This is a genomic window from Pseudomonas sp. FG6 (assembly GCF_057809015.1).
Window position 1 is genome coordinate 1 of sequence record NZ_JBMDJD010000047.1, and the last position, 23,571, is coordinate 23,571.

At 61.3% G+C, this 23,571-nt stretch carries 25 protein-coding genes; 2 read left to right on the forward strand and 23 right to left on the reverse strand.

Annotation, left to right across the window (positions count from 1 at the left end; translation table 11 throughout):
- Nucleotides 1-407: 407 nt before the first annotated feature.
- Complete coding sequence (leuA, locus tag ACODSJ_RS22420; RefSeq protein WP_489103828.1) at nucleotides 408-2,087, forward strand: 2-isopropylmalate synthase; 1,680 nt, start codon at nucleotides 408-410, stop codon at nucleotides 2,085-2,087.
- 124 nt (nucleotides 2,088-2,211) lie between these two features.
- Here leuA and ACODSJ_RS22425 read toward each other — a convergent pair whose 3' ends face one another.
- The 22 genes from ACODSJ_RS22425 to trmJ all read right to left on the reverse strand — a co-directional run bounded on the left by ACODSJ_RS22425 (nucleotide 2,212) and on the right by trmJ (nucleotide 21,640).
- Nucleotides 2,212-2,634, reverse strand: a complete 423-nt coding sequence (locus ACODSJ_RS22425; protein ID WP_489103829.1) for a hypothetical protein — start codon at nucleotides 2,632-2,634, stop codon at nucleotides 2,212-2,214.
- A 68-nt stretch (nucleotides 2,635-2,702) separates the two neighbouring features.
- On the reverse strand, nucleotides 2,703-3,494 hold the full coding sequence (locus ACODSJ_RS22430) for an amidohydrolase (RefSeq protein WP_489103830.1): 792 nt from the start codon (nucleotides 3,492-3,494) through the stop codon (nucleotides 2,703-2,705).
- A complete protein-coding gene (locus tag ACODSJ_RS22435) occupies nucleotides 3,482-4,630 on the reverse strand; it encodes a pyridoxal phosphate-dependent aminotransferase (RefSeq protein WP_489103831.1) in 1,149 nt (382 codons plus the stop codon). The genes ACODSJ_RS22430 and ACODSJ_RS22435 overlap by 13 nt, the downstream gene beginning before the upstream one ends.
- Nucleotides 4,631-4,876: 246 nt before the next feature.
- Entirely contained in the window at nucleotides 4,877-6,349 is a 1,473-nt protein-coding gene (gene der, locus ACODSJ_RS22440) for a ribosome biogenesis GTPase Der (RefSeq protein ID WP_489103832.1), read from the reverse strand.
- A 199-nt stretch (nucleotides 6,350-6,548) separates the two neighbouring features.
- On the reverse strand, nucleotides 6,549-7,700 hold the full coding sequence (bamB, locus tag ACODSJ_RS22445; RefSeq protein WP_489103833.1) for an outer membrane protein assembly factor BamB: 1,152 nt from the start codon (nucleotides 7,698-7,700) through the stop codon (nucleotides 6,549-6,551).
- On the reverse strand, nucleotides 7,693-8,334 hold the full coding sequence (locus ACODSJ_RS22450; protein ID WP_489103834.1) for a YfgM family protein: 642 nt from the start codon (nucleotides 8,332-8,334) through the stop codon (nucleotides 7,693-7,695). The genes bamB and ACODSJ_RS22450 overlap by 8 nt, the downstream gene beginning before the upstream one ends.
- Nucleotides 8,335-8,374: 40 nt before the next feature.
- Entirely contained in the window at nucleotides 8,375-9,664 is a 1,290-nt protein-coding gene (gene hisS / locus ACODSJ_RS22455; RefSeq protein ID WP_489103835.1) for a histidine--tRNA ligase, read from the reverse strand.
- A gap of 25 nt (nucleotides 9,665-9,689) precedes the next feature.
- On the reverse strand, nucleotides 9,690-10,799 hold the full coding sequence (ispG, locus tag ACODSJ_RS22460; protein ID WP_489103836.1) for a flavodoxin-dependent (E)-4-hydroxy-3-methylbut-2-enyl-diphosphate synthase: 1,110 nt from the start codon (nucleotides 10,797-10,799) through the stop codon (nucleotides 9,690-9,692).
- A 3-nt stretch (nucleotides 10,800-10,802) separates the two neighbouring features.
- Nucleotides 10,803-11,837 carry a RodZ domain-containing protein gene (locus ACODSJ_RS22465; RefSeq protein WP_489103837.1) on the reverse strand — a complete coding sequence of 345 codons (1,035 nt, stop codon included), beginning with the start codon at nucleotides 11,835-11,837 and terminating at the stop codon, nucleotides 10,803-10,805.
- Complete coding sequence (pilW, locus tag ACODSJ_RS22470; RefSeq protein WP_489103838.1) at nucleotides 11,837-12,595, reverse strand: type IV pilus biogenesis/stability protein PilW; 759 nt, start codon at nucleotides 12,593-12,595, stop codon at nucleotides 11,837-11,839. Before pilW ends, ACODSJ_RS22465 begins: the two co-directional genes overlap by 1 nt.
- 12 nt (nucleotides 12,596-12,607) lie before the next feature.
- On the reverse strand, nucleotides 12,608-13,756 hold the full coding sequence (rlmN, locus tag ACODSJ_RS22475; RefSeq protein ID WP_489103839.1) for a dual-specificity RNA methyltransferase RlmN: 1,149 nt from the start codon (nucleotides 13,754-13,756) through the stop codon (nucleotides 12,608-12,610).
- A gap of 28 nt (nucleotides 13,757-13,784) precedes the next feature.
- The gene (ndk, locus tag ACODSJ_RS22480) at nucleotides 13,785-14,210 is read right to left on the reverse strand and encodes a nucleoside-diphosphate kinase (RefSeq protein ID WP_260963204.1); all 426 of its coding nucleotides are present in this window, start codon (nucleotides 14,208-14,210) and stop codon (nucleotides 13,785-13,787) included.
- Nucleotides 14,211-14,302: 92 nt separating this feature from the next.
- Entirely contained in the window at nucleotides 14,303-14,503 is a 201-nt protein-coding gene (iscX, locus tag ACODSJ_RS22485; protein WP_489103840.1) for a Fe-S cluster assembly protein IscX, read from the reverse strand.
- A 14-nt stretch (nucleotides 14,504-14,517) separates the two neighbouring features.
- Entirely contained in the window at nucleotides 14,518-14,859 is a 342-nt protein-coding gene (gene fdx / locus ACODSJ_RS22490) for an ISC system 2Fe-2S type ferredoxin (RefSeq protein WP_489103841.1), read from the reverse strand.
- Nucleotides 14,860-14,863: 4 nt separating this feature from the next.
- Entirely contained in the window at nucleotides 14,864-16,726 is a 1,863-nt protein-coding gene (gene hscA, locus ACODSJ_RS22495) for a Fe-S protein assembly chaperone HscA (protein WP_489103842.1), read from the reverse strand.
- Between the two features lie 50 nt (nucleotides 16,727-16,776).
- Nucleotides 16,777-17,298 (reverse strand): co-chaperone HscB, encoded by a 522-nt coding sequence (gene hscB / locus ACODSJ_RS22500; protein WP_489103843.1) that lies wholly within the window; start codon nucleotides 17,296-17,298, stop codon nucleotides 16,777-16,779.
- A gap of 8 nt (nucleotides 17,299-17,306) precedes the next feature.
- The gene (gene iscA / locus ACODSJ_RS22505) at nucleotides 17,307-17,630 is read right to left on the reverse strand and encodes an iron-sulfur cluster assembly protein IscA (protein ID WP_030139597.1); all 324 of its coding nucleotides are present in this window, start codon (nucleotides 17,628-17,630) and stop codon (nucleotides 17,307-17,309) included.
- 24 nt (nucleotides 17,631-17,654) lie between these two features.
- Nucleotides 17,655-18,041, reverse strand: a complete 387-nt coding sequence (gene iscU / locus ACODSJ_RS22510; RefSeq protein ID WP_003185157.1) for a Fe-S cluster assembly scaffold IscU — start codon at nucleotides 18,039-18,041, stop codon at nucleotides 17,655-17,657.
- Nucleotides 18,042-18,084: 43 nt separating this feature from the next.
- On the reverse strand, nucleotides 18,085-19,299 hold the full coding sequence (locus tag ACODSJ_RS22515) for an IscS subfamily cysteine desulfurase (RefSeq protein WP_489103844.1): 1,215 nt from the start codon (nucleotides 19,297-19,299) through the stop codon (nucleotides 18,085-18,087).
- Between the two features lie 50 nt (nucleotides 19,300-19,349).
- Nucleotides 19,350-19,841, reverse strand: coding sequence for a Fe-S cluster assembly transcriptional regulator IscR (iscR, locus tag ACODSJ_RS22520; RefSeq protein ID WP_489103845.1), 492 nt, complete (start codon nucleotides 19,839-19,841; stop codon nucleotides 19,350-19,352).
- Nucleotides 19,842-20,091: 250 nt separating this feature from the next.
- Nucleotides 20,092-20,868, reverse strand: coding sequence for a serine O-acetyltransferase (gene cysE / locus ACODSJ_RS22525; RefSeq protein ID WP_489103846.1), 777 nt, complete (start codon nucleotides 20,866-20,868; stop codon nucleotides 20,092-20,094).
- A 1-nt stretch (nucleotide 20,869) separates the two neighbouring features.
- Nucleotides 20,870-21,640 (reverse strand): tRNA (cytosine(32)/uridine(32)-2'-O)-methyltransferase TrmJ, encoded by a 771-nt coding sequence (gene trmJ, locus ACODSJ_RS22530; protein ID WP_489103847.1) that lies wholly within the window; start codon nucleotides 21,638-21,640, stop codon nucleotides 20,870-20,872.
- Nucleotides 21,641-21,784: 144 nt separating this feature from the next.
- Here trmJ and suhB point away from each other — a divergent pair, with 144 nt between their 5' ends.
- Complete coding sequence (suhB, locus tag ACODSJ_RS22535; protein WP_003185165.1) at nucleotides 21,785-22,603, forward strand: type III secretion system regulator SuhB; 819 nt, start codon at nucleotides 21,785-21,787, stop codon at nucleotides 22,601-22,603.
- 323 nt (nucleotides 22,604-22,926) lie between these two features.
- Here the strand turns inward: suhB and ACODSJ_RS22540 are convergent, their stop codons facing one another.
- Nucleotides 22,927-23,475: a glycine zipper 2TM domain-containing protein gene (locus ACODSJ_RS22540; RefSeq protein WP_489103848.1), complete on the reverse strand. Its 549-nt coding sequence runs from the start codon at nucleotides 23,473-23,475 to the stop codon at nucleotides 22,927-22,929.
- Nucleotides 23,476-23,571: the final 96 nt, after the last annotated feature.

A 23,571-nucleotide genomic window follows, 5' to 3' on the forward strand; every position in this document is an offset into this window, starting at 1 on the left:
GGCGCAATCATAGCGCCCGATTGAAGTGTCCAAAATCATTAGGCCAGTTCAGCTTGCTCGCGAAAGGGCCAGCCGCATCCCCCACCACGAATTGCCGAGCCAGAAATATCAACGCAATAAAATTACAACCACCGGAAAATATCGCGATTAAATATCGAGAAACTGCCTAAAAGCAGAAGTTCTCTCAATTTTTTCCGACTGCTTGCGATCCTCTCCTCACACGGTTAGGGTTGGAAGCATGAAAACCTCTCATACCCTCATTCAGCTCCGCCAGCACCGCAGCCTGTGCCTCGTCAGCGCACGACTGCAGGGCTGAATCGCGGCACCTCGTCCTGGCTCTAAAGCCACCTCGTTCGATCCACCGGCAGGCCGCCTTTTTCCGGCCACGACAATAAAGGATTCCGCTCATGAGCATGCTCAAAGACCCGTCTTCCAAATACCGTGCGTTCCCGACCATCAACCTGCCGGACCGCACCTGGCCGTCGAAGACCATCACCGCAGCGCCGATCTGGTGCAGCTCCGACCTGCGTGACGGCAACCAGTCGCTGATCGAGCCGATGGACGCGGTCAAGAAACTGCGCTTCTGGAAAACCCTGGTGGCCGTGGGCGTGAAAGAGATCGAAGCATCGTTCCCTGCCGCTTCGCAGACTGACTTCGATTTCGTGCGCACCCTCATCGAAGAAGGCCACATCCCGGACGACACCACCATCCAGGTGCTGACCCAGGCCCGTGAAGACTTGATCGCCCGTACCTTCGAATCGCTGCGCGGTGCGAAAAAGGCCATCGTCCACCTCTATAACGCCACTTGCCCATCGTTCCGCCGCATCGTGTTCAACCAGGACAAGGAAGGCGTGAAGGAAATCGCCGTGAACGCGGCCAAGCTGTTCGTCAAATACGCCGCGCAGCAGCCAGAAACCCAGTGGCAGTTCGAATATTCGCCAGAAACCTTCAGCGCCACCGAGCTGGAATTCGCCAAGGAAGTCTGCGACGCCGTGATTGCGGTGTGGAACCCGACGCCTGAGCGCAAGGTGATCCTCAACCTGCCGGCCACCGTGGAAGTCGCCACGCCGAACGTCTACGCCGACCAGATCGAGTGGTTCCACCGCAACATCACCCGTCGTGACAGCGTGCTCATCAGCCTGCACACCCACAACGACCGTGGCACCGGCGTGGCCGCCACCGAGCTGGGCCTGATGGCCGGCGCCGACCGCGTCGAAGGCTGCCTGTTCGGCAACGGCGAGCGCACCGGTAACGTCGACCTGGTGACCGTCGCGCTGAACCTCTACACCCAAGGCATCAACCCTGAGCTGGACTTCTCCGACATCGACGGCGTACGCAAAGTGGTCGAAGAGTGCAACCAGATCCCCGTGCACCCGCGTCATCCGTACGTGGGCGACCTGGTCCACACCGCGTTCTCCGGCTCGCACCAGGACGCTATCCGCAAGGGCTTCGCCCAGCAGAAGTCGGACGCTTTGTGGGAAGTGCCTTACCTGCCGATCGACCCGGCCGACATCGGCCGCAGCTACGAGGCGGTGATTCGGGTAAACAGCCAGTCGGGCAAGGGCGGCATTGCCTACCTGCTGGAACAGGAATACGGCATCAGCCTGCCGCGTCGCATGCAGATCGAGTTCAGCCAGGTGGTGCAGCGCGAAACCGATCGCCTGGGCCTGGAAATGACCGCCCAGCAGATCCACGCCCTGCTCCACACCGAATACCTGCAAGCCAACACGCCGTATGCGCTGGTCAGCCATCGCCTGCAAGAAGAGAACGGCCACAGCGCCGTGGAAGTGGAAGTGGCGAGCAAGGGCCAGGGCGAGACCAACCTGCACTGGCGCGGAAAGGGCAACGGTGCACTGGAAGCGCTGGTGGCCGGCCTGCCAGTTCCAGTGGAGATCATGGACTACAACGAACACGCCATCGGTGCCGGCACCAATGCCAAGGCCGCGGCGTACATCGAACTGCGGGTCAACGGTGAACGCGCGGTGCACGGCGTAGGCATCGATGAAAACTTCACCACTGCCAGCTTCAAGGCACTGTTCAGTGCGCTGAACCGCTCGCTGAGCCAGCCGGAAGCCAAGGCGGCCTGATCGTTGAGCTGATAATGCAAAAAGGCCCTGGGGTGTGAACCCTGGGGCCTTTTTGTTTGGCTGATATTTTTGTGTTGCCTGTCAGGGCCTGCTCGCGAAGGCAATCTCTCAGGCAACAACAATCTCAGGCATGGGTATCAATAGAAACAGTCATGGCCTGCAACAGCGAACCGCGCAGGGTCATCAGCGTCGCCTGGGTACCCATGATCTGGGCCTGTAGCGCCATCGCCTGCTGGGCTTTCTGCTCTTCGGCGAGCCTGCTGTTCTGGACCTGGGCCAACTGGGCCTGTTGTTGGGCCAAGAGCTTTTCGGTCTGCTCGATCTGCTTCTTCAGCTGTTCGATGACCTGCTGGTTACTGCTGCTGGCACTGCCGCTGGCGCCACTGCCTTTTGCCTCTGCGGCGCCGGCAGGTGCGTCATCGTCGCTTTTCCCAAGCGATACGGTGGGGCTGGTGGCGGGTGTTGCCTCTTCTGCTGCGCCTTTGACCGAGACTTTCGGAGACGATTGCAGGTAAGGATTCAGGGTGGTTGCGCTGATGCTGGTCATAGGGACTCCTCCTTGGCTGACGGGTTATCGGCACAACCTGCAATAACTGAAGGGCTGAAACGCTTCAATCAGATGAATTCGAAATCATCGGCGTCCAGGTTCGCCGGAAACCGCGTGCGATACGCCGCCAGGTCCGCCGCACTTAGGGACACCCGGAACACCCCGTCAGCCTCGCCAGCCCCGAGCAATGTCTCGCCCTGGAAGTCCAATACCTGGCTGTCGCCGGTATAGGCAAAGCCCTTGCCGTCGGTGCCGACACGGTTCACCGCCGCCACATAGCACAGGTTCTCGATGGCCCGGGCCGGCAACAGCCGGTTCCAATGCTGACGCCGCGCGCCCGGCCAGTTGGCGGTGTACAGCAGCAGGTCGGTGTCTTCGGCATCACGACTCCAGACCGGAAAGCGCAGGTCGTAGCAAATCAACGGTCGGATCCGCCAGCCCTTGAGTTCGAACAACACCTGCCGTTCGCCCGGTGTGAAGTGGTTATGTTCGCCCGCCATGCGGAACAGGTGGCGCTTGTCGTAATGCAGCACTTCGCCGTCCGGCCGGGCCCAGAGCAGGCGATTGCGGTGACTGCCGTCCGCGGCCTCGACGATCAAGCTGCCGGTGATCACCGCGTTGAGCCTCGACGCCTGCTCCCGCAACCAATAGCTGGTGGGGCCGTGTTCCGGCTCGGCCAGGGTTTTCGACTCCATGGAAAACCCGGTGGTGAACATCTCCGGCAGGATGATCAGGTCTGCGCCACGGGCCTGCTCCAGTAAACCCTGGAAGTGTTCCAGGTTCGCCTGGCGGTCGTGCCAGGCCAGGGTCGTCTGGATCAGCGCGATGTCGAGATCGGGCAACGCTCTCAGATCACGCATAGTTTCTCCGCCGCTTCGCGCAGCGTCTCCTCGCGTTTGGCGAAGCACAGGCGCACCAGGCGCTGGCCTTGCGGTGGGTTCTGGTAGAACACCGAGATCGGAATCGTCGCCACGCCATGCTCGCGGGTCATCCACACCGCCATGTCGACGTCGTTCAGGTCCGGGCGAATCTGCGAATAATCCACCAGCTGGAAGTAAGTCCCGGTCACGCGCTTGAAGCTGAACCGCGACGGCGCCAGCAAATCGCAGAACAGGTCGCGCTTGGCCTGGTAGAAGTCCGGCAACTGCTCGACGTGCTCCGGGTGATCGGCCATGTAGTCGGCCAAGGCATATTGCAGCGGCGTCACGCCGCAGAAACTGACGTACTGGTGCACCTTGCGCAGTTCCGCCGTGAGGGCGGGCGGCGCCACGACGTAGCCGGTTTTCCAACCGGTGACATGGTAAGTCTTGCCGAACGAACTGACCACGAAGGCGCGGCGGTACAGCTCTTCATGGGCGAGCACGCTGACATGGGGTACGCCGTCGAACACCAGGTGTTCGTAGACCTCGTCGCTGACCAGATAGATATCGCGGTCGCGAATCAAGGCCGCCAACTGGTCCAGTTCGGCGCGACTGATCAGGGCGCCGCTGGGGTTGTGCGGCGAGTTGAGAATGATCATGCGCGTGCGCGGGCTCAGGGCTTCGCCGAGCTTCTCGAAGTCGATGGCAAAGTCATCCAGGCCCAATGGCACATGCACGCAACGCCCGCCGGCCAATTGCACCGCAGGCTCGTAGCTGTCGTAGCTGGGGTCGAAGACGATCACTTCGTCACCGCTGTGGACCACCGCCGCGATGGCGCAGAAAATCGCCTGGGTCGCCCCTGGGGTCACGGTCACTTCCTGATCGGCGTCGACGCTGGCGCCGTAGCTGCGGGCGATCTTCGCGGCGATCTGCTGGCGCAGCGCCGGCAGGCCGGTCATGGGCGAATACTGGTTATGACCTTGGGCGATATGCCGGCCGACCGCATCGCGCAAGGCTTGCGGGCCATCGAAATCGGGAAATCCCTGGGACAGGTTCAGCGCGCCGGTCTGTGCCGCGAGCTGAGACATCTGGGTGAAAATGGTGATGCCGACATTCGGCAACTTGCTGGTGATCATCAAGGATTCCCTGCTCTACACCCGGCTCTGGTGCGGCGCGGGAGAGCCCGAGGATAGCCCAATCGCCGGGCATGAAAAAGGGTGCCGCGGGGGGCACCCTTTTTCATGCTGAACACTCATACCTGTGGGAGCAAGGCTTGCCCGCGATAGCCACACCGCGGTGTAACAGCTGAACCGCGTTATCGTTCATCGCGGGCAAGCCTTGCTCCCACAGATCAATATCCCAATGTCCGGATCCAGACGGGACTAGCGCTTGTCCCGACGCTTCTTGTCGGCTTTCTTGTGGTGCGACATCAAGCGGCGCTTCTTGTTGACCTGGCGGTCGGTGAGCGTGTTCTTGTTGCCTTCGTACGGGTTCTCGCCGCCCTTGAACTCGATGCGGATCGGCGTGCCGACCAGCTTCAGGACGCGGCGATAGGTGTTTTCCAGGTAGCGGACATACGACTTGGGCACCTTCTCGATCTGGTTACCGTGGATCACGATGATCGGCGGGTTGGCGCCACCCAGGTGAGCGTAACGCAGCTTGATCCGGCGGCTGTTGACCATCGGTGGCTGGTGCTCGCTGACGGCGTCTTCGAGGATCTGAGTCAGGCGGCTGGTCGGCCAGCGGGTGACCGCCGACTTGAACGAGTTCTGCACCGATGCGTACAGGTTACCCACGCCAGTGCCGTGCAAGGCCGAGATGAAGTGAATATCGGCGAAGTCGACGAAGAACAGGCGGCGCTGCAATTCGACCTTCACGAAATCCCGCTCGCTCGGCGTCATGCCGTCCCACTTGTTGATCGCGATGACCAGCGCCCGACCGGCTTCCAAGGCGAAGCCCAACAGGTTCAAGTCGTGATCGACCACGCCTTCGCGGGCGTCCATCACGAAGATCACCACGTTGGCGTCCTTGATCGCCTGCAACGTCTTGACCACGGAGAACTTCTCGACTTCTTCGTGGATCTTGCCGCGCTTGCGCACACCGGCGGTGTCGATCAGGGTGTACTTCTCTTCGTTACGCTCGAAGGGAATGTAGATGCTGTCGCGGGTGGTGCCAGGCTGATCGTAGACGATGACCCGGTCTTCACCGAGCATGCGGTTGACCAGGGTCGACTTGCCCACGTTCGGGCGGCCGATGATGGCGATCTTGATCCCGTCTTTTTCGCTTGGGCCCGGAATGCGCTTGGCTTCCTCGCCTTCAGCAACGATCTCTTCCTCGCCCTCTTCCGGCTCTTCCACGTCGTCTTTCGGGAAACTCTCCAGAGCGATTTCCAGCATCTGGGTGATGCCACGACCGTGGGCGCCGGCAATCGGGATCGCCTGGCCCATGCCCAACGGTGCGAACTCGGCGCGGGCCATGTCCGGGTCGATGTTGTCGACCTTGTTGGCGACCACGTAGGAACGCTTGTTACGCTTGCGCAAATGCTCGGCGATCATCTGGTCGGCGGCGGTAAAACCGGCCTTGGCGTCTACCAGGAACAGCACCACATCGGCTTCTTCAATGGCGAGCAGCGACTGCTCGGCCATTTTTTCGTCCATGCCATGCTCATCACCGGAGATGCCGCCGGTGTCGACCAGAATATAGGTACGCCCTTGCCACTTGGCCTCACCGTATTGGCGATCACGGGTCAGACCGGACAAGTCGCCGACAATGGCGTCGCGAGTCCTGGTCAGGCGGTTGAACAAGGTGGACTTGCCGACGTTCGGTCGGCCCACCAGGGCGATTACGGGAACCATGCGGCTCTCCACTGCGTTATTTCAGAAAATACAAAAGCCGCTGCGAGGCAGCGGCTGGTGCTCGGAGGCAGTCCTTTGGAGGTGGGCTTGCTGGCGAAAGCGGTGGGTCAGTCAACGAATACGCTTCTGATACACCGCTTTCGCGAGCAAGCCCGCTCCCACAGGACAGGCCACTTGGGGTTCAACCCCAAGCATAGTCTTACTTGATGGTCAGGGCTTCCAGTTTGCCGCTGTTGCCATACACATAGATCATGTTGCCCGCCACCAGCGGACGGGCACGCAGGCCGTCGCTGTCGATGCGTTCACGGCCGACGAAACGACCGTCCACCTGGCTGAGCAGGTGCAGGTAACCTTCCAGGTCACCCACTGCAACATAGCTGGAAAACACTTCCGGGGCCGACAATTGACGACGGGCCAGGGAGTCGTTGCTCCACAGCGCGGTAGTGGAACGCTCGTCAACGCCTTCGACCGTGCCCGAAGCCAGGCTCACGTAGACACTGCCAAAGCCCTGGGCGACACCGGCATAGCTGGACGCATCGCGTTGCCACAGCGGACGACCGCTTTCCAGGTCCAGTGCCGCAACGCGACCCTGGTAGCTGGCGACGTACAGCGTACCGCCGGACAACAGCAGGCCGCCGTCGATATCGACCACGCGCTCCAATTCCGAACGACCTTGCGGAACAGCGACACGTTGCTCCCAGACCGGCACGCCGTTGGAAATATCCAGGGCAACCACTTTACCGGTGGACAACCCAGCCACCGCCAGGCGGTTGGTCACTACCGGGGCGCTGGTGCCACGCAGGGTCAGCACCGCCGGGGTGCTGTCGTACAACCAGCGCTGGTTGCCGGTGGCGGCGTCGAGGCCGATCAGACGGTCATCCTGGGTCTGGACCACAACCACGTCACCGTTGGTGGCCGGCGGCGCAAGCACTTCGCTGCTCACCCGGGCGCGCCATTTCTCTTCGCCGCTGCTCGCGTCCAGGGCGACGATCTCACCTTTGAGCGTGCCGATCATGACCAACCCGTAACCCACGCCAACGGCGCCGGAAACAGGCAGTTCGAGATCTTTCTTCCATTTGACGTCGCCGTTGAGGCGATCCAGGGCCTCGACTACGCCGGTGACATCACCCGCATAGATGGTGTCGCCATCGATGGCCGGCACCAGCATGTTGTAGGTTTCACCCTGCCCATCACCTATGGAACGGCTCCACTGCTTCTGCAACACGACTTCTTCTTTGAAGTCGATCAGTTCGGCCGGAGGCAGTTCTTTCTTGCTGTTGCTGCTGCAACCCGCGGCCATAATGGCCAGGGCCAGCAATGCTGCATGTTTCCAACGGATCACGTCATGCATCCCCTTTGGCCAGGTCGTCCAGCTTGATTTGCAGGCCACCCACTGCGGCTTCATCCGACAGCGCAGCCTTGGCTTTCTGGTAAGCCGCATAAGCATCATCGGCGCGGCCCAGCTGTACCAGCAGGTCGCCCTTGAGCTCTTCACGAGTGGCCAGGAAGGCCTTGTCGGCATCGCCGTCGAGCAGCTTCAGCGCATCTTCAACCTTGTTCTGCGCCGCCAGAACCTGTGCCAGGCGCTGACGCGCGACTTCGCCCAGGGTCGGGTTGGCCGGTTTGTCGACGATTCCCTTGAGCTCCGTGGCGGCGTCATCGAGCTTGCCGCTGTCCACGGCAACCTTGGCTACGAACAGGTGACCGTATTGCGCGTAGGCAGTGCCACCAAACTCCTTGTCGAGCTTGCCGGCCAGGTCCGCCACACGGGCAGCGTCGGGCTTGCCGTCCGGGGTCAGGGTGGTTTCCAGCAATTGCTGGTAGAGCATCGAGGCGCCTTGCGACTGATTGCTCTGGTATTTCTGGTAGGCCTGCCAGCCGAACACGATGACCAGCGCCAACAGGCCGCCAGTGACCAGCGGCTTGCCGTTGCGCGTCCACCAGTCCTTCAAATCCGCCAGCTGTTCATCTTCGGTACTCGACACCCCAATACTCCTTAATCGCTAATTCGGCTGTTTGACAGCTTCAACCCTGCACGACGCAGGTGGCCAGGTGTGCTGCAAGCGCATCCCAGGCAATGCTTTGTTGTTCGCCCTGGCCACGCAGGGGTTTGAAACCTACCACTTGTTGGGCCAGTTCGTCGTCACCCAGGATCAGTGCGTACAGCGCACCGCTCTTGTCGGCCTTCTTGAACTGGCTCTTGAAGCTGCCGCCGCCGGCGTTGATCTGCAGACGCAGGTTGGGCAACTGGTCGCGGACGCGCTCGCTCAAGGTCAGGGCTGCCAGCTCCGCTGCTTCGCCGAAGGCGCACAGGTAAACGTCAACCTGACGGGAAAGCGCCTCTGGAACCTTGTCCAACGCCTCGAGCATCAACACTAGGCGCTCGATGCCCATGGCAAAGCCCACGCCAGGGGTCGGCTTGCCGCCCATCTGCTCGACCAGGCCATCGTAGCGCCCCCCGGCGCACACGGTGCCCTGGGCGCCGAGCTTGTCGGTGACCCATTCGAAAACGGTCTTGCTGTAGTAGTCCAGCCCGCGAACCAGCTTCGGGTTGAGCACATAGGGAATGCCAGCGGCTTCCAGGCGCGCCTTGAGCCCTTCGAAGTGCAGGCGGGATTCGTCGTCGAGGTAGTCGGCCATTTTCGGCGCATCGACCAGGATCGCCTGGGTATCGGCGTTCTTGGTGTCCAACACCCGCAACGGGTTGGTCTTCAGGCGACGCTGGCTGTCTTCGTCCAGCTTGTCCACGTGGGCGGACAGGAACTCCACCAGGGCTTCACGGTAGCGCGCGCGCGACTCGCTGGTGCCCAGGCTGTTGAGTTCGAGCTTGACCGCATCGCGCAGGCCCAGCTCGCCCCACAGGCGCCAGGTCATGACGATCAGCTCGGCATCGATGTCCGGACCCTCGAGGTTGAAGACTTCCAGGCCGATCTGGTGGAACTGGCGATAACGACCTTTTTGCGGACGCTCGTGACGGAACATCGGGCCGATGTACCAGAGTTTCTGTACCTGGCCGCCACCGCTGATGCCGTGCTCGAGCACCGCACGCACACACGATGCCGTGCCTTCAGGGCGCAAGGTCAACGAATCGCCGTTGCGGTCGTCGAAGGTGTACATCTCTTTTTCGACGATGTCGGTCACTTCACCGATGGAGCGCTTGAACAGCTCGGTGAACTCGACGATCGGCATGCGGATCTGCCGATAACCGTAGTTATCCAGCAAACGGGCCACGGTGCCCTCGAAATAGCGCCACAGGGGCGTCTGCTCGGGCAGGATGTCGTTCATGCCACGGATGGCTTGCAGGGACTTGCTCACAGGTAATCCTTAAAAATTCGTTCGATCAGCCGCGGGCGATGAGCGCTGCGTCGGCTTCGACCTTCTCGGCCGCTTTCTCGCGGATCAGCTTTTCCAGCTCGTCCACCAGATTGTCATTCGTCAACTTCTGCGACGGCTTGCCGTCGATGTAAATCAGGTTCGGCGTACCGCCCGTCAGGCCCACATGGGCCTCCTTGGCTTCGCCCGGCCCGTTGACCACACAGCCGATCACCGCGACATCCAGCGGCACCAGCAGGTCTTCGAGACGCCCTTCCAGCTCATTCATGGTCTTGACCACATCGAAGTTCTGCCGCGAGCAACTCGGGCAGGCGATGAAGTTGATACCACGGGAACGCAGGTGCAGGGACTTGAGAATGTCGTAGCCGACTTTCACTTCCTCGACCGGATCGGCCGCCAACGAGATGCGAATGGTATCGCCAATCCCCTCGGCGAGCAGCATACCGAGGCCGACGGCAGATTTCACCGTACCCGAGCGCAACCCACCGGCTTCGGTGATACCCAGGTGCAGCGGTTGGACGATTTCCTTGGCCAGCAGGCGGTAGGCTTCGACGGCCATGAATACGTCGGACGCCTTCACGCTGACCTTGAAGTCCTGGAAGTTCAGGCGTTCGAGGTGCTCGACATGGCGCAGGGCCGACTCCACCAGCGCCGCCGGAGTCGGCTCGCCGTATTTCTTCTGCAGGTCTTTTTCCAAAGAGCCGGCGTTGACGCCGATGCGGATCGGGATACCCCGGTCGCGAGCAGCGTCCACCACCGCGCGCACACGGTCCTCACGACCGATGTTGCCCGGGTTGATGCGCAGGCAATCCACGCCCAACTCGGCCACCCGCAGGGCGATCCGGTAGTCGAAATGGATGTCGGCCACCAAGGGGACCTTGACCAACTGCTTGATCTTGCCGAACGCCTCGGCGGCGTCCATGTCTGGCACGGAAACCCGCACGATGTCGACACCGGCGGCTTCCAGGCGGTTGATCTGGGCGACGGTGGCCGCCACGTCATTGGTGTCGCTGTTGGTCATGCTCTGGACAGCGATAGGCGCATCGCCGCCCACAGGCACGTTGCCGACCCAGATCTTTCGGGATTCGCGACGCTTGATTGGAGATTCGCCGTGCATGACTTATTGACCCAACTTCAGGCGAGCAGTCTCGCCACTGGTGAACGGAGCCACGTCGACCGGTTGGCCGTTGTAGCTGACCTGGGCGCCACGGGCGTAGCCCAGGCGCACGGTAAACGGTGGTTTGCCATTGACGGACGTGCTGTCGCCCTTGCGCTTGAGACCACTGAACAGCACCTTGCCGTTGCCGTCGGTAACCTGCGTCCAGCAATCGGCCGTGAATTGAATGTGCACCTGGCCTTCGCCGGCAGCCGGCGGCGTCACTGGAACAGCCGCCACTGGAGCAACTGGAGCAGTTGGCGCTACGGGAGCCGGAGTGCTCGGCGCCGGAGCGGCGTGCACGACTGGCGCAGCGGCAATCGGTGCGCTGGTGGTCGGCGCCGGGGATACCGGGGCAGTAGGGGTGACAGGCGCTGGGGCCGCGGGAGCTGTCGGCTCGGCACCGGCGGAGCTGTCGGCGCTGTCCTGATCCTGAGGCAATGCCAGGGTGGTTTCGCCTGCGGCCTGGCCATCGACGACGGCCTGGTCCTCCGGCTCGTCCAGCGGATGAATGCGGGTGGTGCCGTCGGCCCCTTCGACTTCGACGTGCTCAGGCGCCAGCGCGACCGGCTCCTTGTTGCGCAGCGAGGTCTGATCCTGCCACCAGACGAAACCGCCACCGATCACGGCGATCAGCAACAACAGGCTGACGATTCGCAAAATGGTGTGGGAAACGCGAACCGGCTCTTCGATGCGTCCCAGGCTATGCACGCTGCTGCCCTGGGCGTCGGAACCGGTGTATTGGTCGAATTGCTGGACCAGCACGGTCTGGTCCATGTCGAGCAACTTGGCATAGGCGCGGATGTAGCCACGGGCGAAGGTATGCCCAGGCAACTTGTCGAACGCGCCCGCTTCCAGGTTGCTCAGGGAAGCCACGGTGAGATTGAGCTTGAGGGCCACTTGGGCCAGCGACCAACCATTGCTTTCGCGGGCTTGACGCAGGGTCTCACCGGGATTTACGCGAGTCGCTGCTACAACTTCAGGATGCGCCGCTTTCATCATTGCTCCGACAGGTATTGCTGATATTCCGGCGTACCGGGATAGAGTCTTTTGAGTTGCAGGCCGTAACTGGCGGCCTTGTCGCGATCTTCAAACACATGGGCGAGCCGAACGCCGAGCAACAGACTACGTGCATTTTGCTCGCTCAGCAGGCTAAAACGTTCGTAGTAGTCCCGCGCGGGCACATAATGCCTGTCTTCGTAGGACAACTCAGCCATTTCCAGCAACGCCTGGGGTTGCTGGCGGTTGAGCCGCAGCGCCTTTTCCAGCTGTTGGCGGGCCAGGTCACGCTGGCCGAGCTTCGCGGCCGTCAGGCCGAGGTTCTCGAAAACCCGCGAACGCTCGGGATAAAGGGTGTCGGCGGCGGCCTGCTCGAAACGCTCATAGGCGTCCTTGTAGCGAACCTGCTCGAACAGGAAGCTGCCGTAGTTGTTCAGGATCCGTGCATCTTGCGGCCGGGCAGACAGCGCCTTGCGAAAATGCTGGTCGGCCAGCTCAGGCTCCAGCTCGGCCTGGAACACCAGGGCCAGGGCCGCGTTGGCGTCGGCATCGGACGCGTCCAGCTCCAGGGCTTTCTTGAGCGGGACTTTGGCGCGCTCGGTCATGCCCTGCTGCAGGTAGCCGATGCCCAGTTGCACATAGGCCACGCGCGCCTCATCGCGCCCTTTGCTGGTCTTCATCGGGTTGTAGTCACCCGACAGGACACAACCGGAGCACAGCCCGGCCAACAGCAAGACGAGCGCGAAGCGCAGGGACATAGAGTTCCTCTCTTAGTGACTGTTCGCAGCGTTCTGCGCGGCATCGTCCGTGGCGTTCAACTCGCGCACGGCAATGTAGCGTTCGCTGCGACGGGTGCGATCCAGCACCTGTCCGACCAATTGGCCACACGCGGCGTCGATGTCCTCGCCTCGGGTGGTGCGCACGGTGACGTTGAAGCCCGCGTGATGAAGCTGATCCTGGAAGCGACGAATCGCATTGTTGCTCGGACGCTCGTAACCGGAATGCGGGAACGGGTTGAACGGGATCAGGTTGATCTTGCACGGGATGTTCTTGAGCAGCTCGATCATCTCGACCGCGTGTTCGACCTTGTCGTTCACATCCTTGAGCAATGTGTACTCGATGGTCAGCACGCGCTTTTCGCCCAGGGCCGACATGTAGCGCTGGCACGACTCGAGCAGCATCTTAAGCGGATACTTCTTGTTGATCGGCACCAATTGGTTACGCAATGCGTCATTGGGTGCGTGCAGCGACAACGCCAGGGAGACGTCGATGTGCTTGGCCAGCTCATCGATCATCGGCACGACGCCGGAAGTGGACAGGGTCACCCGGCGCTTGGAGATGCCGTAGCCCAGGTCATCCATCATCAGGTGCATGGCGGCGATGACGTTGTCGAAGTTCAGCAGCGGCTCACCCATGCCCATCATCACCACGTTGGTGATGGCACGGTCGACGGTCGCCGGGACGCTGCCAAAGGATTTGTTGGCAATCCACACCTGGCCGATCACTTCGGCGGCAGTGAGGTTGCTATTGAAGCCTTGCTTGCCGGTGGAGCAGAAACTGCAATCCAGGGCACAGCCTGCCTGGGACGAAACGCACAAGGTGCCGCGCTTGCCCTGGGGAATGTAGACGGTCTCGACGCAGCTGCCGGACGCCACGCGCACCACCCACTTGCGGGTACCGTCGCTGGAAATGTCCTGGCTCACCACTTCGGGGCCGCGAATCTCGGCAACGGCCTTGAGTTTTTCACGCAAGGCCTTGCCGACATTCGTCATGGCGTCGAAGTCGTCGACGCCAAAGTGGTGAATCCATTTCATCACCTGGCCGGCACGGAAACGCTTCTCCCCGATCGAGTCGAAAAATTTCTCCATTTCCGGCTGGGTCAGGCCCAACAGGTTGGTTTTGCCGTTCGATGTAGTCATGGATTCACCTTCACTCAAAAGCCTGGGCTTAGCGAGTGGTTACTTCAGTAGCGGAGAAAAAGTAAGCGATTTCGCGAGCAGCAGCGGCTTCTGAGTCCGAACCGTGAACGGCGTTGGCGTCGATGGACTGGGCGAAGTCAGCACGGATGGTGCCGGCAGCTGCTTCTTTAGGGTTGGTAGCGCCCATCAGTTCGCGGTTGCGAGCGATAGCGTTTTCGCCTTCCAGCACCTGAACGACAACCGGACCGGAAGTCATGAAGGCAACCAGTTCACCGAAGAAACCGCGCTCGCTGTGCTCAGCGTAGAAGCCTTCGGCTTCGGCCTTGGACAGTTGCTTCATTTTCGAAGCTACAACGCGCAGGCCAGCGTCTTCGAAGCGGGTAACGATCTTGCCGATCACGTTTTTAGCAACGGCGTCAGGCTTGATGATGGAGAAAGTACGTTGAACAGCCATGGTGTAACTCCAGAAACGGTAATTTGCGAAAAATTAAACCCGCGAATTATACGCGGGTTCGTGGGTATTGCCTAACTGCGTACGATGCAGCGTCAGTCTGCTTCTTCAATCCAGGCGGCTTGAATGGCTTCAAGCACTTTCTCGCCACCCCGGCTCGGATCATCGCTGAACTCCGGCAATGCCAGCACCCATTTGTGCAGATCGACGAAGTTCACGTAGCGGGGGTCTACCTCCGGCTTGGATTCAGCCAGTTGGATAGCGATTTCCAGCACATCAACCCATTTCAGACTCATTGTCGCTTCCTGAATCAATGCGGCGCTTCGGCGGCGTGGTTGAGCGAGTATTTCGGGATTTCGACGGTCAGGTCTTCCTCGCCGACAATCGCCTGGCAAGCCAGGCGCGATTGCGCTTCCAGGCCCCAGGCCTTGTCGAGGAAATCTTCCTCCAGTTCGTCCGCTTCTTCCAGCGAATCGAAACCCTCACGGATGATGCAGTGGCAGGTTGTGCAGGCACAGACGCCGCCACAGGCACTTTCCATCTCGATATGGTGCTCATGGGCCAGTTCGAGGATGGACGTCCCAGGCGCAGCCTCCACGACCATGCCCTCCGGGCAGAACTTCTCGTGGGGCAAGAAAATCACCTGTGGCATTCAGTTACTCCTCGATTTCATTCAGGTTGCGTCCCGCCAGGGCGGCCTTGACTGTGGAGTCCAGGCGACGGGCGGCAAACGCATCGGTGACTTGCGACAGACGCTTGGTCTGCTGCTCGATGGCATAGCCATCGGTGCCCTTGATCAATTCGGCCAATTCCTGCATCTGCAGCTCGATAACCATGCGCTCCTCGGCGTCCAGCAAACGCTCGCCGTCGGCCTCCAGGGCCGCTTGTACGGCTTCGACCAGGCGCTGGGCATCGACCTGCTGCTCACGCAGCACGCGGGCCACTTTGTCGTCGCCGGCGTACTGGAACGAATCCTTGAGCATCCGGGCAATTTCACCGTCGGTCAGGCCGTAGGACGGCTTGACCTGGATGCTGGCCTCGACGCCCGAACCCAGCTCGCGTGCAGAGACGTTGAGCAAGCCGTCGGCGTCGACCTGGAACGTCACGCGGATCTTCGCCGCACCGGCCACCATGGCCGGGATGCCGCGCAATTCGAAACGGGCCAGGGAGCGGCAGTCGCTGATGAGTTCACGCTCGCCTTGCAGCACGTGGATCATCATGGCGGACTGGCCATCTTTATAGGTGGTGAAGTCCTGGGCACGCGCGACGGGGATGGTGGTGTTGCGCGGAATCACCTTTTCCATCAGGCCGCCCATGGTTTCCAGGCCCAGGGACAACGGGATCACGTCGAGCAGCAGCAGCTCGCCGCCATCGCGCTTGTTGCCGGCCAGGGTATCGGCCTGGATCGCGGCGCCAATGGCGACCACCTGGTCCGGGTCGATTTCGGTCAACGGCTGGCGACCAAAGGCTTCGGCGACGGCTTCGCGCACCCGAGGCACACGGGTCGAACCGCCGACCATGACCACCGCCTTCACGTCTTCGAGCTCCACCCCGGAATCCCGCACGGCGCGACGGCAGGCCTTGAGGCTGCGGGCGACCATCGGTTCGATGAGCGCATTGAAGGTTTCGCGACTCAACGAGGCTTTCCAGTCGCCGTACACCACTTCAACACTGCTCGCGTCGGTCAAGGCCTCCTTGGCGGCGCAGGCGGTTTGCAGCAAATGGCGTTGCGCGCCCGGATCGAGGTCGGCGGACAGGCCCGCGTTTTCGATGATCCAGCCGGCAATGGCATGATCGAAGTCATCGCCGCCCAGGGCGCTGTCGCCACCGGTGGCCAGGACTTCGAAGACGCCGCCAGTCAGGCGCAAGATAGAGATATCGAATGTGCCGCCGCCCAGGTCGTAGATCGCGACCAGGCCTTCGGCGTGCTGGTCCAGGCCATACGCCACGGCAGCGGCAGTCGGCTCGTTGAGCAGGCGCAGCACGTTCAGGCCGGCCAGCTTGGCCGCGTCCTTGGTGGCTTGGCGCTGAGCCTCGTCGAAATAGGCCGGGACGGTGATGACTGCCCCCACCAGCTCGCCACCCAGAGCCGCTTCGGCACGCTGGCGCAGCACCTTGAGGATATCGGCCGAAACCTGGACCGGGCTTTTCGGCCCCTGCACGGTTTCGATGAAAGGCATGTGGGATTCGCCGCCAACAAAGCGATAGGGCAGTTGATCACCCAGTTGTTTGACGTCGGAAAGACCGCGCCCCATCAGGCGCTTGACCGACACGATGGTGTTCAGCGGATCGGTTGAAGCGGCCAGCTTGGCCGACTCGCCCACTTCGACGCGATCGGCGTGATAACGCACGGCAGAGGGCAGGATCACCCGCCCCTGCTCATCGGCCAGCGGCTCGGAAAGACCGCTGCGCAACGCAGCGACCAGGGAATTGGTGGTACCCAAGTCGATTCCCACGGCCAGGCGACGCTGGTGCGGTTGTGGACTTTGGCCGGGTTCAGCGATCTGCAGTAGGGCCATCGTAATCTGGACTTATCTGTAATCAGGCGTGCGACCGGAGCGGCACTGGGTTAATCGTCGAGGCGCTCTTCCAGCTGGCGCACTTCGTAGGTGAGCTTGTCGAGGAACTGCATGCGCCGCATCAGGCGTTCGGCCTGTTCGCGTTGCGCAGCGTCGCTCCAACAAGCCGCGAAGCTTTCATTCAGTGTCTGCTGGGCATCTTTCAAACGGCGCTTGAACGCCGCGACGCCCGCCAGGTTGGCACTGTCCTGCAAGTCTTCGAGCTCTTCGCGCCACTGCATCTGCTGCAGAAGAAACTCGGGATCGTGGACCGTGACCTCCAGGGGCAGCTCATGGCCACTGATGGCAAGCAGGTATCGTGCGCGCTTGGCTGGATGCTTGAGTGTCTGGTACGCCTCATTGAGGTTGGCCGACAGTTCGAGCGCCCGCCGCTGCTCAGCCTCGGGGGCATCGGCATAGCGATCCGGATGGACCCCACGGGCCAATTCCAGATATCGCGCGGACAACTGCTCAAGATCCAGCTGGAAAGCGGGCTGCAATTGGAACAAAGCAAAATGACAAGGAGTTCCCACGAGCCGCCTCAGATGTTGAAGCTTTCGCCGCAGCCACATTCACCGCGCACGTTGGGGTTGTTGAACTTGAAGCCTTCGTTCAACCCTTCCTTGACGAAATCGAGCTCGGTGCCGTCCAGGTACGTCAGGCTTTTCGGGTCGATGATCACTTTCTGACCATGACTCTCGAACACCTGGTCGTCTTCGCCCACTTCGTCGACGAATTCCAGCACGTAGGCAAGGCCAGAGCAGCCCGTGGTGCGAACACCCAGGCGGATACCCTCGCCCTTGCCGCGCCCCGCGAGGGAGCGCTGCACATGTTTAGCTGCGGCTTCTGTCATCTGGATAGCCATGCAAACTCCTTACCTGTACACAGGTCAGATCAAGCCTTTCTTCTGCTTGTAATCGCGAACGGCCGCCTTGATGGCGTCTTCGGCGAGTACCGAGCAGTGAATCTTCACTGGCGGCAGGGCCAGTTCTTCGGCGAGCTGGGTGTTCTTGATGGTTTCGGCTTCATCAAGGGTCTTGCCCTTCATCCACTCGGTCGCCAGGGAGCTGGAGGCGATGGCCGAGCCGCAACCATAGGTCTTGAACTTGGCGTCTTCGATGATGCCCTGCTCGTTGACCTTGATCTGCAAGCGCATGACGTCGCCGCAGGCCGGGGCGCCGACCATGCCGGTGCCGACGTCAGGATCCTGCGCGTCCATCTTGCCGACGTTGCGCGGGTTCTCGTAGTGGTCGATGACCTTTTCGCTATATGCCATTTACTTCAATCCTCATCAGTGAGCCGCTCTGGTGGCGACTTCTTCAGTGCGCCGCCCACTCGATCTTCGAGATGTCGACACCGTCTTTGTACATGTCCCAGAGCGGCGACAGAGCGCGCAGCTTGGTCACGGCCTCGCAGACTTTCTGCGCGGCATAATCGATTTCTTCTTCGGTGGTGAAACGGCCGAAGGTGAAGCGGATCGAGCTGTGGGCCAGTTCATCGTTGCGGCCCAGGGCACGCAGCACGTAGGAAGGCTCGAGGGACGCCGAGGTGCACGCCGAACCGGACGACACGGCCAGGTCCTTGAGCGCCATGATCAGCGACTCGCCTTCAACATAGTTGAAGCTCAGGTTCAGGTTGTGCGGAACGCGGGCGGTCATGCTGCCGTTGACGTAGAGCTCTTCAAGGTGCTCGACCTGCTTGTAGAAGCGATCGCTCAGGGCCTTGATGCGCACGTTTTCGGCGGCCATGTCTTCCTTGGCAACGCGAAAGGCTTCGCCCATGCCAACGATCTGGTGGGTCGCCAAGGTGCCGGAACGCATGCCACGTTCGTGACCGCCGCCGTGCATGGTCGCTTCGAGGCGAACACGCGGCTTGCGGCTCACGTACAGCGCGCCGATGCCTTTAGGGCCGTAGGTCTTGTGGGCGGAGAACGACATCAGGTCGACTTTCAGCTTGGACAGGTCGATGTCGACCTTGCCGGTGGACTGGGCCGCGTCGACATGGAACAGGATGCCCTTGGAACGGGTCAGTTCGCCGATGGCTGCGATGTCATTGACGGTACCAATCTCGTTGTTCACGTGCATGATCGAAACCAGGATGGTGTCGTCGCGCAGCGCAGCCTCGACCATGGCCGGGGTGATGATGCCGTCTTCACCGGGCTCGAGGTAGGTCACTTCGAAACCTTCACGCTCCAGTTGGCGCATGGTGTCCAGGACAGCCTTGTGCTCGATCTTGGAGGTGATCAGGTGCTTGCCCTTGGTGTGGTAGAAATGCGCGACACCCTTGATTGCCAGGTTGTCGGACTCGGTGGCACCGGAGGTCCAGACGATTTCACGCGGGTCGGCGTTGACCAGGTCGGCGACTTGGCGACGGGCGTTCTCGACCGACTCCTCGGCTTTCCAGCCGAATACGTGGGAGCGCGACGCCGGGTTACCGAAGTTTCCGTCGACCAGCAGGCATTCACTCATCTTTTGCGCGACACGCGGATCAACCGGGGTGGTCGCAGAGTAATCAAGGTAAATCGGCAATTTCATGGACTCTCTCCTAAATCAGGCTGGCTGGCGTTCCGCGTGCTCTGCGGCGGTCATTCGACGGCGGACGCTTCAATCTTGTCCAGGTGCGGCGCCTTGCCATTGCAATGGCGCTGGTCCTGACGCTGGGCTACTTCTTGCACCTCACGGCGGGTTACAAGATCAGCCAAGCTGATACCGCTCAGAAATTCGTGGATCTGCAGGCTGAGGTCGCACCACAGATGGTGGGTCAGGCAAGTATCGCCGCCATGGCAATCGCCCAACCCCTGGCATTTGGTCGCATCGACCGACTCGTTCACCGCATCGATCACCTGGGCGACTTGGATGCCTTGCATGTCGCGCGACAATTGGTAGCCGCCGCCAGGGCCGCGAACACTGGAGACCAGGTTACTGCGGCGCAGCTTGGCAAACAGCTGTTCAAGATAAGACAGGGAAATGCCCTGGCGCTCGGAGATATCGGCCAGGGACACCGGCCCGTGCTGCGCATGCAATGCCAGATCCAGCATCGCGGTCACGGCGTATCGGCCTTTTGTAGTCAGTCGCATGGACAGTTACCACAGAGTTCGGAATGGGTGCGAGTATGCAATTCCCGAGTATTTAAGTCAACTATAAGACCTAGTGGAATACTCGGGTTTACTCGCGAAACAGCGGGCGCATGATAACAAAGGCTGGGCGGGGGTGACAGCGATACCGCGTGATCGTTCATCGCGAGCAAGCTTTGCTCCCACATCGACCCACTGGTATCAGTGCGGCCCCTGTGGGAGCAAGGCTTGCCCGCGATGCAGGCGCCTCGGTCTAGCTGGCCTGACTCTGATCCTTATCCTTCACACAGGCAAAATCTTCCTCACGCAATTCAGGCAGGTCCTTGGCACAGTAATTACTACCCAGTTCCTTCAGCGCCCCGCACATCCCCTCCAGGCGACCATCAACGGCCTGCAGGTGATCGAGCAATTGATTGATGGCACGAGCCACCGGGTCGGGCATGTCTTCGCCGACACCGTAGGCATCGAAGCCGATCTTCTCGGCCATGGCCTTGCGCCGGGCATCCTGTTCGTCATCGGACTTGACGATGACCCGCCCCGGAATACCCACCACGGTCGCGCCCGGTGGCACTGCCTTGGTCACCACGGCGTTGGAGCCGACTTTCGCCCCCGCGCCGACTGTGAACGGCCCGAGCACCTTGGCGCCGGCCCCCACCACCACACCGTCGCCCAGCGTCGGGTGGCGCTTGCCCTTGTTCCAACTGGTGCCGCCCAGGGTCACGCCCTGGTACAACGTCACGTCATCGCCGATTTCGGCGGTTTCACCGATGACGATGCCCATGCCGTGGTCGATGAAGAACCGGCGCCCCACCTTCGCGCCCGGGTGGATCTCGATCCCGGTCAGCCAGCGACCGAAGTTCGAAACCACGCGCGCCAGCCACTTCCAGCCCATGCCCCACAAGGCACCGGAGAGCCGGTGCAGCCAGATCGCATGCATGCCCGGGTAGCAAGTCAGCACTTCAAAGGCATTGCGCGCCGCCGGGTCACGATGGAAAACGCTTTGGATATCTTCACGCAAACGATCGAACATTTTATTCCTTCCGCTTAATCAGCTCGCCACGGGCCGCTTTCTGGGTTTCCGTGAGGATGCCGCGCAATATATTCATCTCCGCCCGGCTGACCGAGCTTCGTCCGTACAACCGGCGCAGGCGCGCCATCAAGTGCCGCGGCTTCTCCGGATCGAGGAATTCGATGTCCACCAGGGTCTGTTCCAGGTGGCCGTAGAATCGCTCCAGTTCATCCATGGTCGCCAGTGTCTCACTGCGTGGCGACGTCACCTCGGTTTTTTCCACCTTGCTTGGCTTGCCTTCGGCTGCCAGCCAGGCCATGCGCACTTCATAGCTCAACACCTGCACCGCCGCCCCCAGGTTCAAGGAACTGAACTCAGGGTCGGAAGGGATATGCACGTGGAAGTGACATCGCTGCAGCTCTTCATTGGTCAGGCCGGAGTCTTCACGGCCGAACACCAGGGCGATCTCAAAGCCTTGCGCGGCCTCCTCGACCACTTTGGTCCCGCACTCGCGGGGATCGAGCAACGGCCAGGGAATGCGCCGGTCACGGGCGCTGGTGCCGAGCACCAGGTTGCAGCCCACCAGGGCATCTTCCAGCGTGTCGACCACTTGGGCACCGGCCAGGATGTCATTGGCCCCCGAGGCCCGGGCGTCGGCTTCGTGATGGGGGAACACACGCGGCTCGACCAGCACCAGACGCGACAGGCCCATGTTCTTCATGGCCCGCGCAGCGCCGCCGATGTTACCCGGATGGCTGGTGTTGACCAGGACGACACGAATGTTGTGCAACACGGGAAGCGCTCTCGAACACGATAAAGGGAGCAAATCTTACCTAAGCACCTACCGTTAAGCTATGAAAGCGAACACCCACCTTCTCCTGAGGAAACTTTCTGATAGAATGCCCGGCTTTCTTTAACAACCTTAGGTGACACATCCATGCAGCCCATGCTGAATATCGCGCTGCGCGCCGCCCGCAGCGCCAGTGAACTGATCTTCCGCTCCATCGAGCGCCTGGATACCATCAAGGTCGACGAAAAAGACGCCAAGGACTACGTGTCCGAGGTTGATCGCGCCGCCGAACAGAAAATCGTCGACGCCCTGCGCAAGGCTTACCCGAACCACTCGATCCTGGGTGAAGAGACCGGCATGCACGCCGGTACCGGCATCGAAGGTGAAGAATACCTGTGGATCATCGATCCACTGGACGGCACCACCAACTTCCTGCGTGGCATCCCTCACTTCGCGGTCAGCATCGCCTGCAAATACCGCGGTCGCCTGGAACACGCCGTCGTGCTGGACCCGGTTCGCCAGGAAGAATTCACCGCCAGCCGTGGCCGTGGCGCCCAGCTGAACGGCCGTCGCCTGCGTGTCAGCGGCCGCACCAGCCTGGACGGCGCCCTGCTGGGCACCGGCTTCCCGTTCCGCGATGACCAGATGGACAACCTGGACAACTACCTGGGCATGTTCCGCGCCCTGGTCGGCCAGACCGCCGGCATCCGCCGCGCTGGCGCCGCGAGTCTGGACCTGGCTTACGTGGCTGCTGGTCGTTTCGATGCGTTCTGGGAGTCGGGCCTGTCCGAGTGGGACATGGCCGCAGGCGCCCTGCTGATCCAGGAAGCTGGCGGCCTGGTGAGCGACTTCACCGGCGGCCACGACTTCCTTGAAAAAGGCCACATCGTTGCCGGCAACACCAAATGCTTCAAGGCCGTGCTGACCGCCATCCAGCCGCACCTGCCGGCTTCGCTGAAGCGCTAAGCGACCTGGCTACAGAAAAAGCACCCTTCGGGGTGCTTTTTTATGCCAGCCTCACACCTCCTGCTCAGCTGTGAACTGTGGCGAGGGAGCTTGCGCTCGCTCGCTCCGACGCCTAGGGCGCAGCGACCGCAAGATCCTGGGTCTGCTACGCAGCCCAGCGGGAGCAAGCTCCCTCGCCACAATGGATTACACCTTGAACTCAGGTGCAGGCTGATCCATAGCCTTCGCGAGCAAGCCCGCTCCCACAGCGGATTGATGGTGGATCATGGAAACGCGGGCATAAAAAAAGCACCCCAATGGGTGCTTTTTTTATAACAGTCAGATCACTGAGCCGGTTCGTTCTGCCCCAGGATCAGCTGACCGTCCTTGCTCACCGGGATCTGGTTGCCCGGGTCGCGATCCATGCGGACTTTGCCTTCTTTGCCGTCGAGCATGTAGCGCACGTCGTAACCGACCACCTTGTCGCTGATGTCATTGACGGTGTTGCAGCGCGTCTGGGTGGTGGTGTACGTGTCGCGCTCCTGCATACCCTCTTGAACCTTGTTACCGGCGTAACCACCGCCGACCGCGCCCGCAACCGTGGCAATTTTCTTGCCGGTGCCGCCGCCGATCTGATTACCCAGTAGACCACCTGCCAGTGCACCGACCACCGTACCGGCGATCTGGTGTTGATCCTTTACCGGCGCTTGCCGGGTCACGGTGACGTCCTTGCACACTTCACGCGGGGTCTTGATCTGGGTCTTGACCGGTTCCACGGCCAATACTTGCGCATACTCAGGGCCACTCTTCACCAAGCTGTAGGTGGCGACCGCACCACCGGCAGTCACACCGACAGCACCCAATACCGCACCAACCAGCATCGATTTGTTCACTTGAACCTCCTGGCCATAACAAGCGGGATTAACCCGCGCTTCTCCCAGCCTTGGAGCATAAAAAAAGGCGCGAGTTCAACTCGCGCCTTTTGGGCC

Bases quoted from the DNA above. Each gene is read 5' to 3' on its own strand.
- der (WP_489103832.1), bottom strand. From the start codon at position 6,349: ATGGTTCCCGTAATCGCCCTGGTGGGCCGACCGAACGTCGGCAAGTCC.
- bamB (WP_489103833.1), bottom strand. From the start codon at position 7,700: ATGCATGACGTGATCCGTTGGAAACATGCAGCATTGCTGGCCCTGGCC.
- suhB (WP_003185165.1), top strand. From the start codon at position 21,785: ATGCAGCCCATGCTGAATATCGCGCTGCGCGCCGCCCGCAGCGCCAGT.
- iscX (WP_489103840.1), bottom strand. From the start codon at position 14,503: ATGAGTCTGAAATGGGTTGATGTGCTGGAAATCGCTATCCAACTGGCT.
- hscA (WP_489103842.1), bottom strand. From the start codon at position 16,726: ATGGCCCTACTGCAGATCGCTGAACCCGGCCAAAGTCCACAACCGCAC.
- ACODSJ_RS22435 (WP_489103831.1), bottom strand. From the start codon at position 4,630: ATGATCACCAGCAAGTTGCCGAATGTCGGCATCACCATTTTCACCCAG.
- ACODSJ_RS22515 (WP_489103844.1), bottom strand. From the start codon at position 19,299: ATGAAATTGCCGATTTACCTTGATTACTCTGCGACCACCCCGGTTGAT.
- ACODSJ_RS22430 (WP_489103830.1), bottom strand. From the start codon at position 3,494: ATGCGTGATCTGAGAGCGTTGCCCGATCTCGACATCGCGCTGATCCAG.
- rlmN (WP_489103839.1), bottom strand. From the start codon at position 13,756: ATGACTACATCGAACGGCAAAACCAACCTGTTGGGCCTGACCCAGCCG.
- ispG (WP_489103836.1), bottom strand. From the start codon at position 10,799: ATGCACGGCGAATCTCCAATCAAGCGTCGCGAATCCCGAAAGATCTGG.
- iscU (WP_003185157.1), bottom strand. From the start codon at position 18,041: ATGGCATATAGCGAAAAGGTCATCGACCACTACGAGAACCCGCGCAAC.
- cysE (WP_489103846.1), bottom strand. From the start codon at position 20,868: ATGTTCGATCGTTTGCGTGAAGATATCCAAAGCGTTTTCCATCGTGAC.
- ACODSJ_RS22465 (WP_489103837.1), bottom strand. From the start codon at position 11,837: ATGAAAGCGGCGCATCCTGAAGTTGTAGCAGCGACTCGCGTAAATCCC.
- iscA (WP_030139597.1), bottom strand. From the start codon at position 17,630: ATGGCTATCCAGATGACAGAAGCCGCAGCTAAACATGTGCAGCGCTCC.
- ACODSJ_RS22425 (WP_489103829.1), bottom strand. From the start codon at position 2,634: ATGACCAGCATCAGCGCAACCACCCTGAATCCTTACCTGCAATCGTCT.
- ndk (WP_260963204.1), bottom strand. From the start codon at position 14,210: ATGGCTGTTCAACGTACTTTCTCCATCATCAAGCCTGACGCCGTTGCT.
- leuA (WP_489103828.1), top strand. From the start codon at position 408: ATGAGCATGCTCAAAGACCCGTCTTCCAAATACCGTGCGTTCCCGACC.
- fdx (WP_489103841.1), bottom strand. From the start codon at position 14,859: ATGCCACAGGTGATTTTCTTGCCCCACGAGAAGTTCTGCCCGGAGGGC.
- pilW (WP_489103838.1), bottom strand. From the start codon at position 12,595: ATGTCCCTGCGCTTCGCGCTCGTCTTGCTGTTGGCCGGGCTGTGCTCC.
- iscR (WP_489103845.1), bottom strand. From the start codon at position 19,841: ATGCGACTGACTACAAAAGGCCGATACGCCGTGACCGCGATGCTGGAT.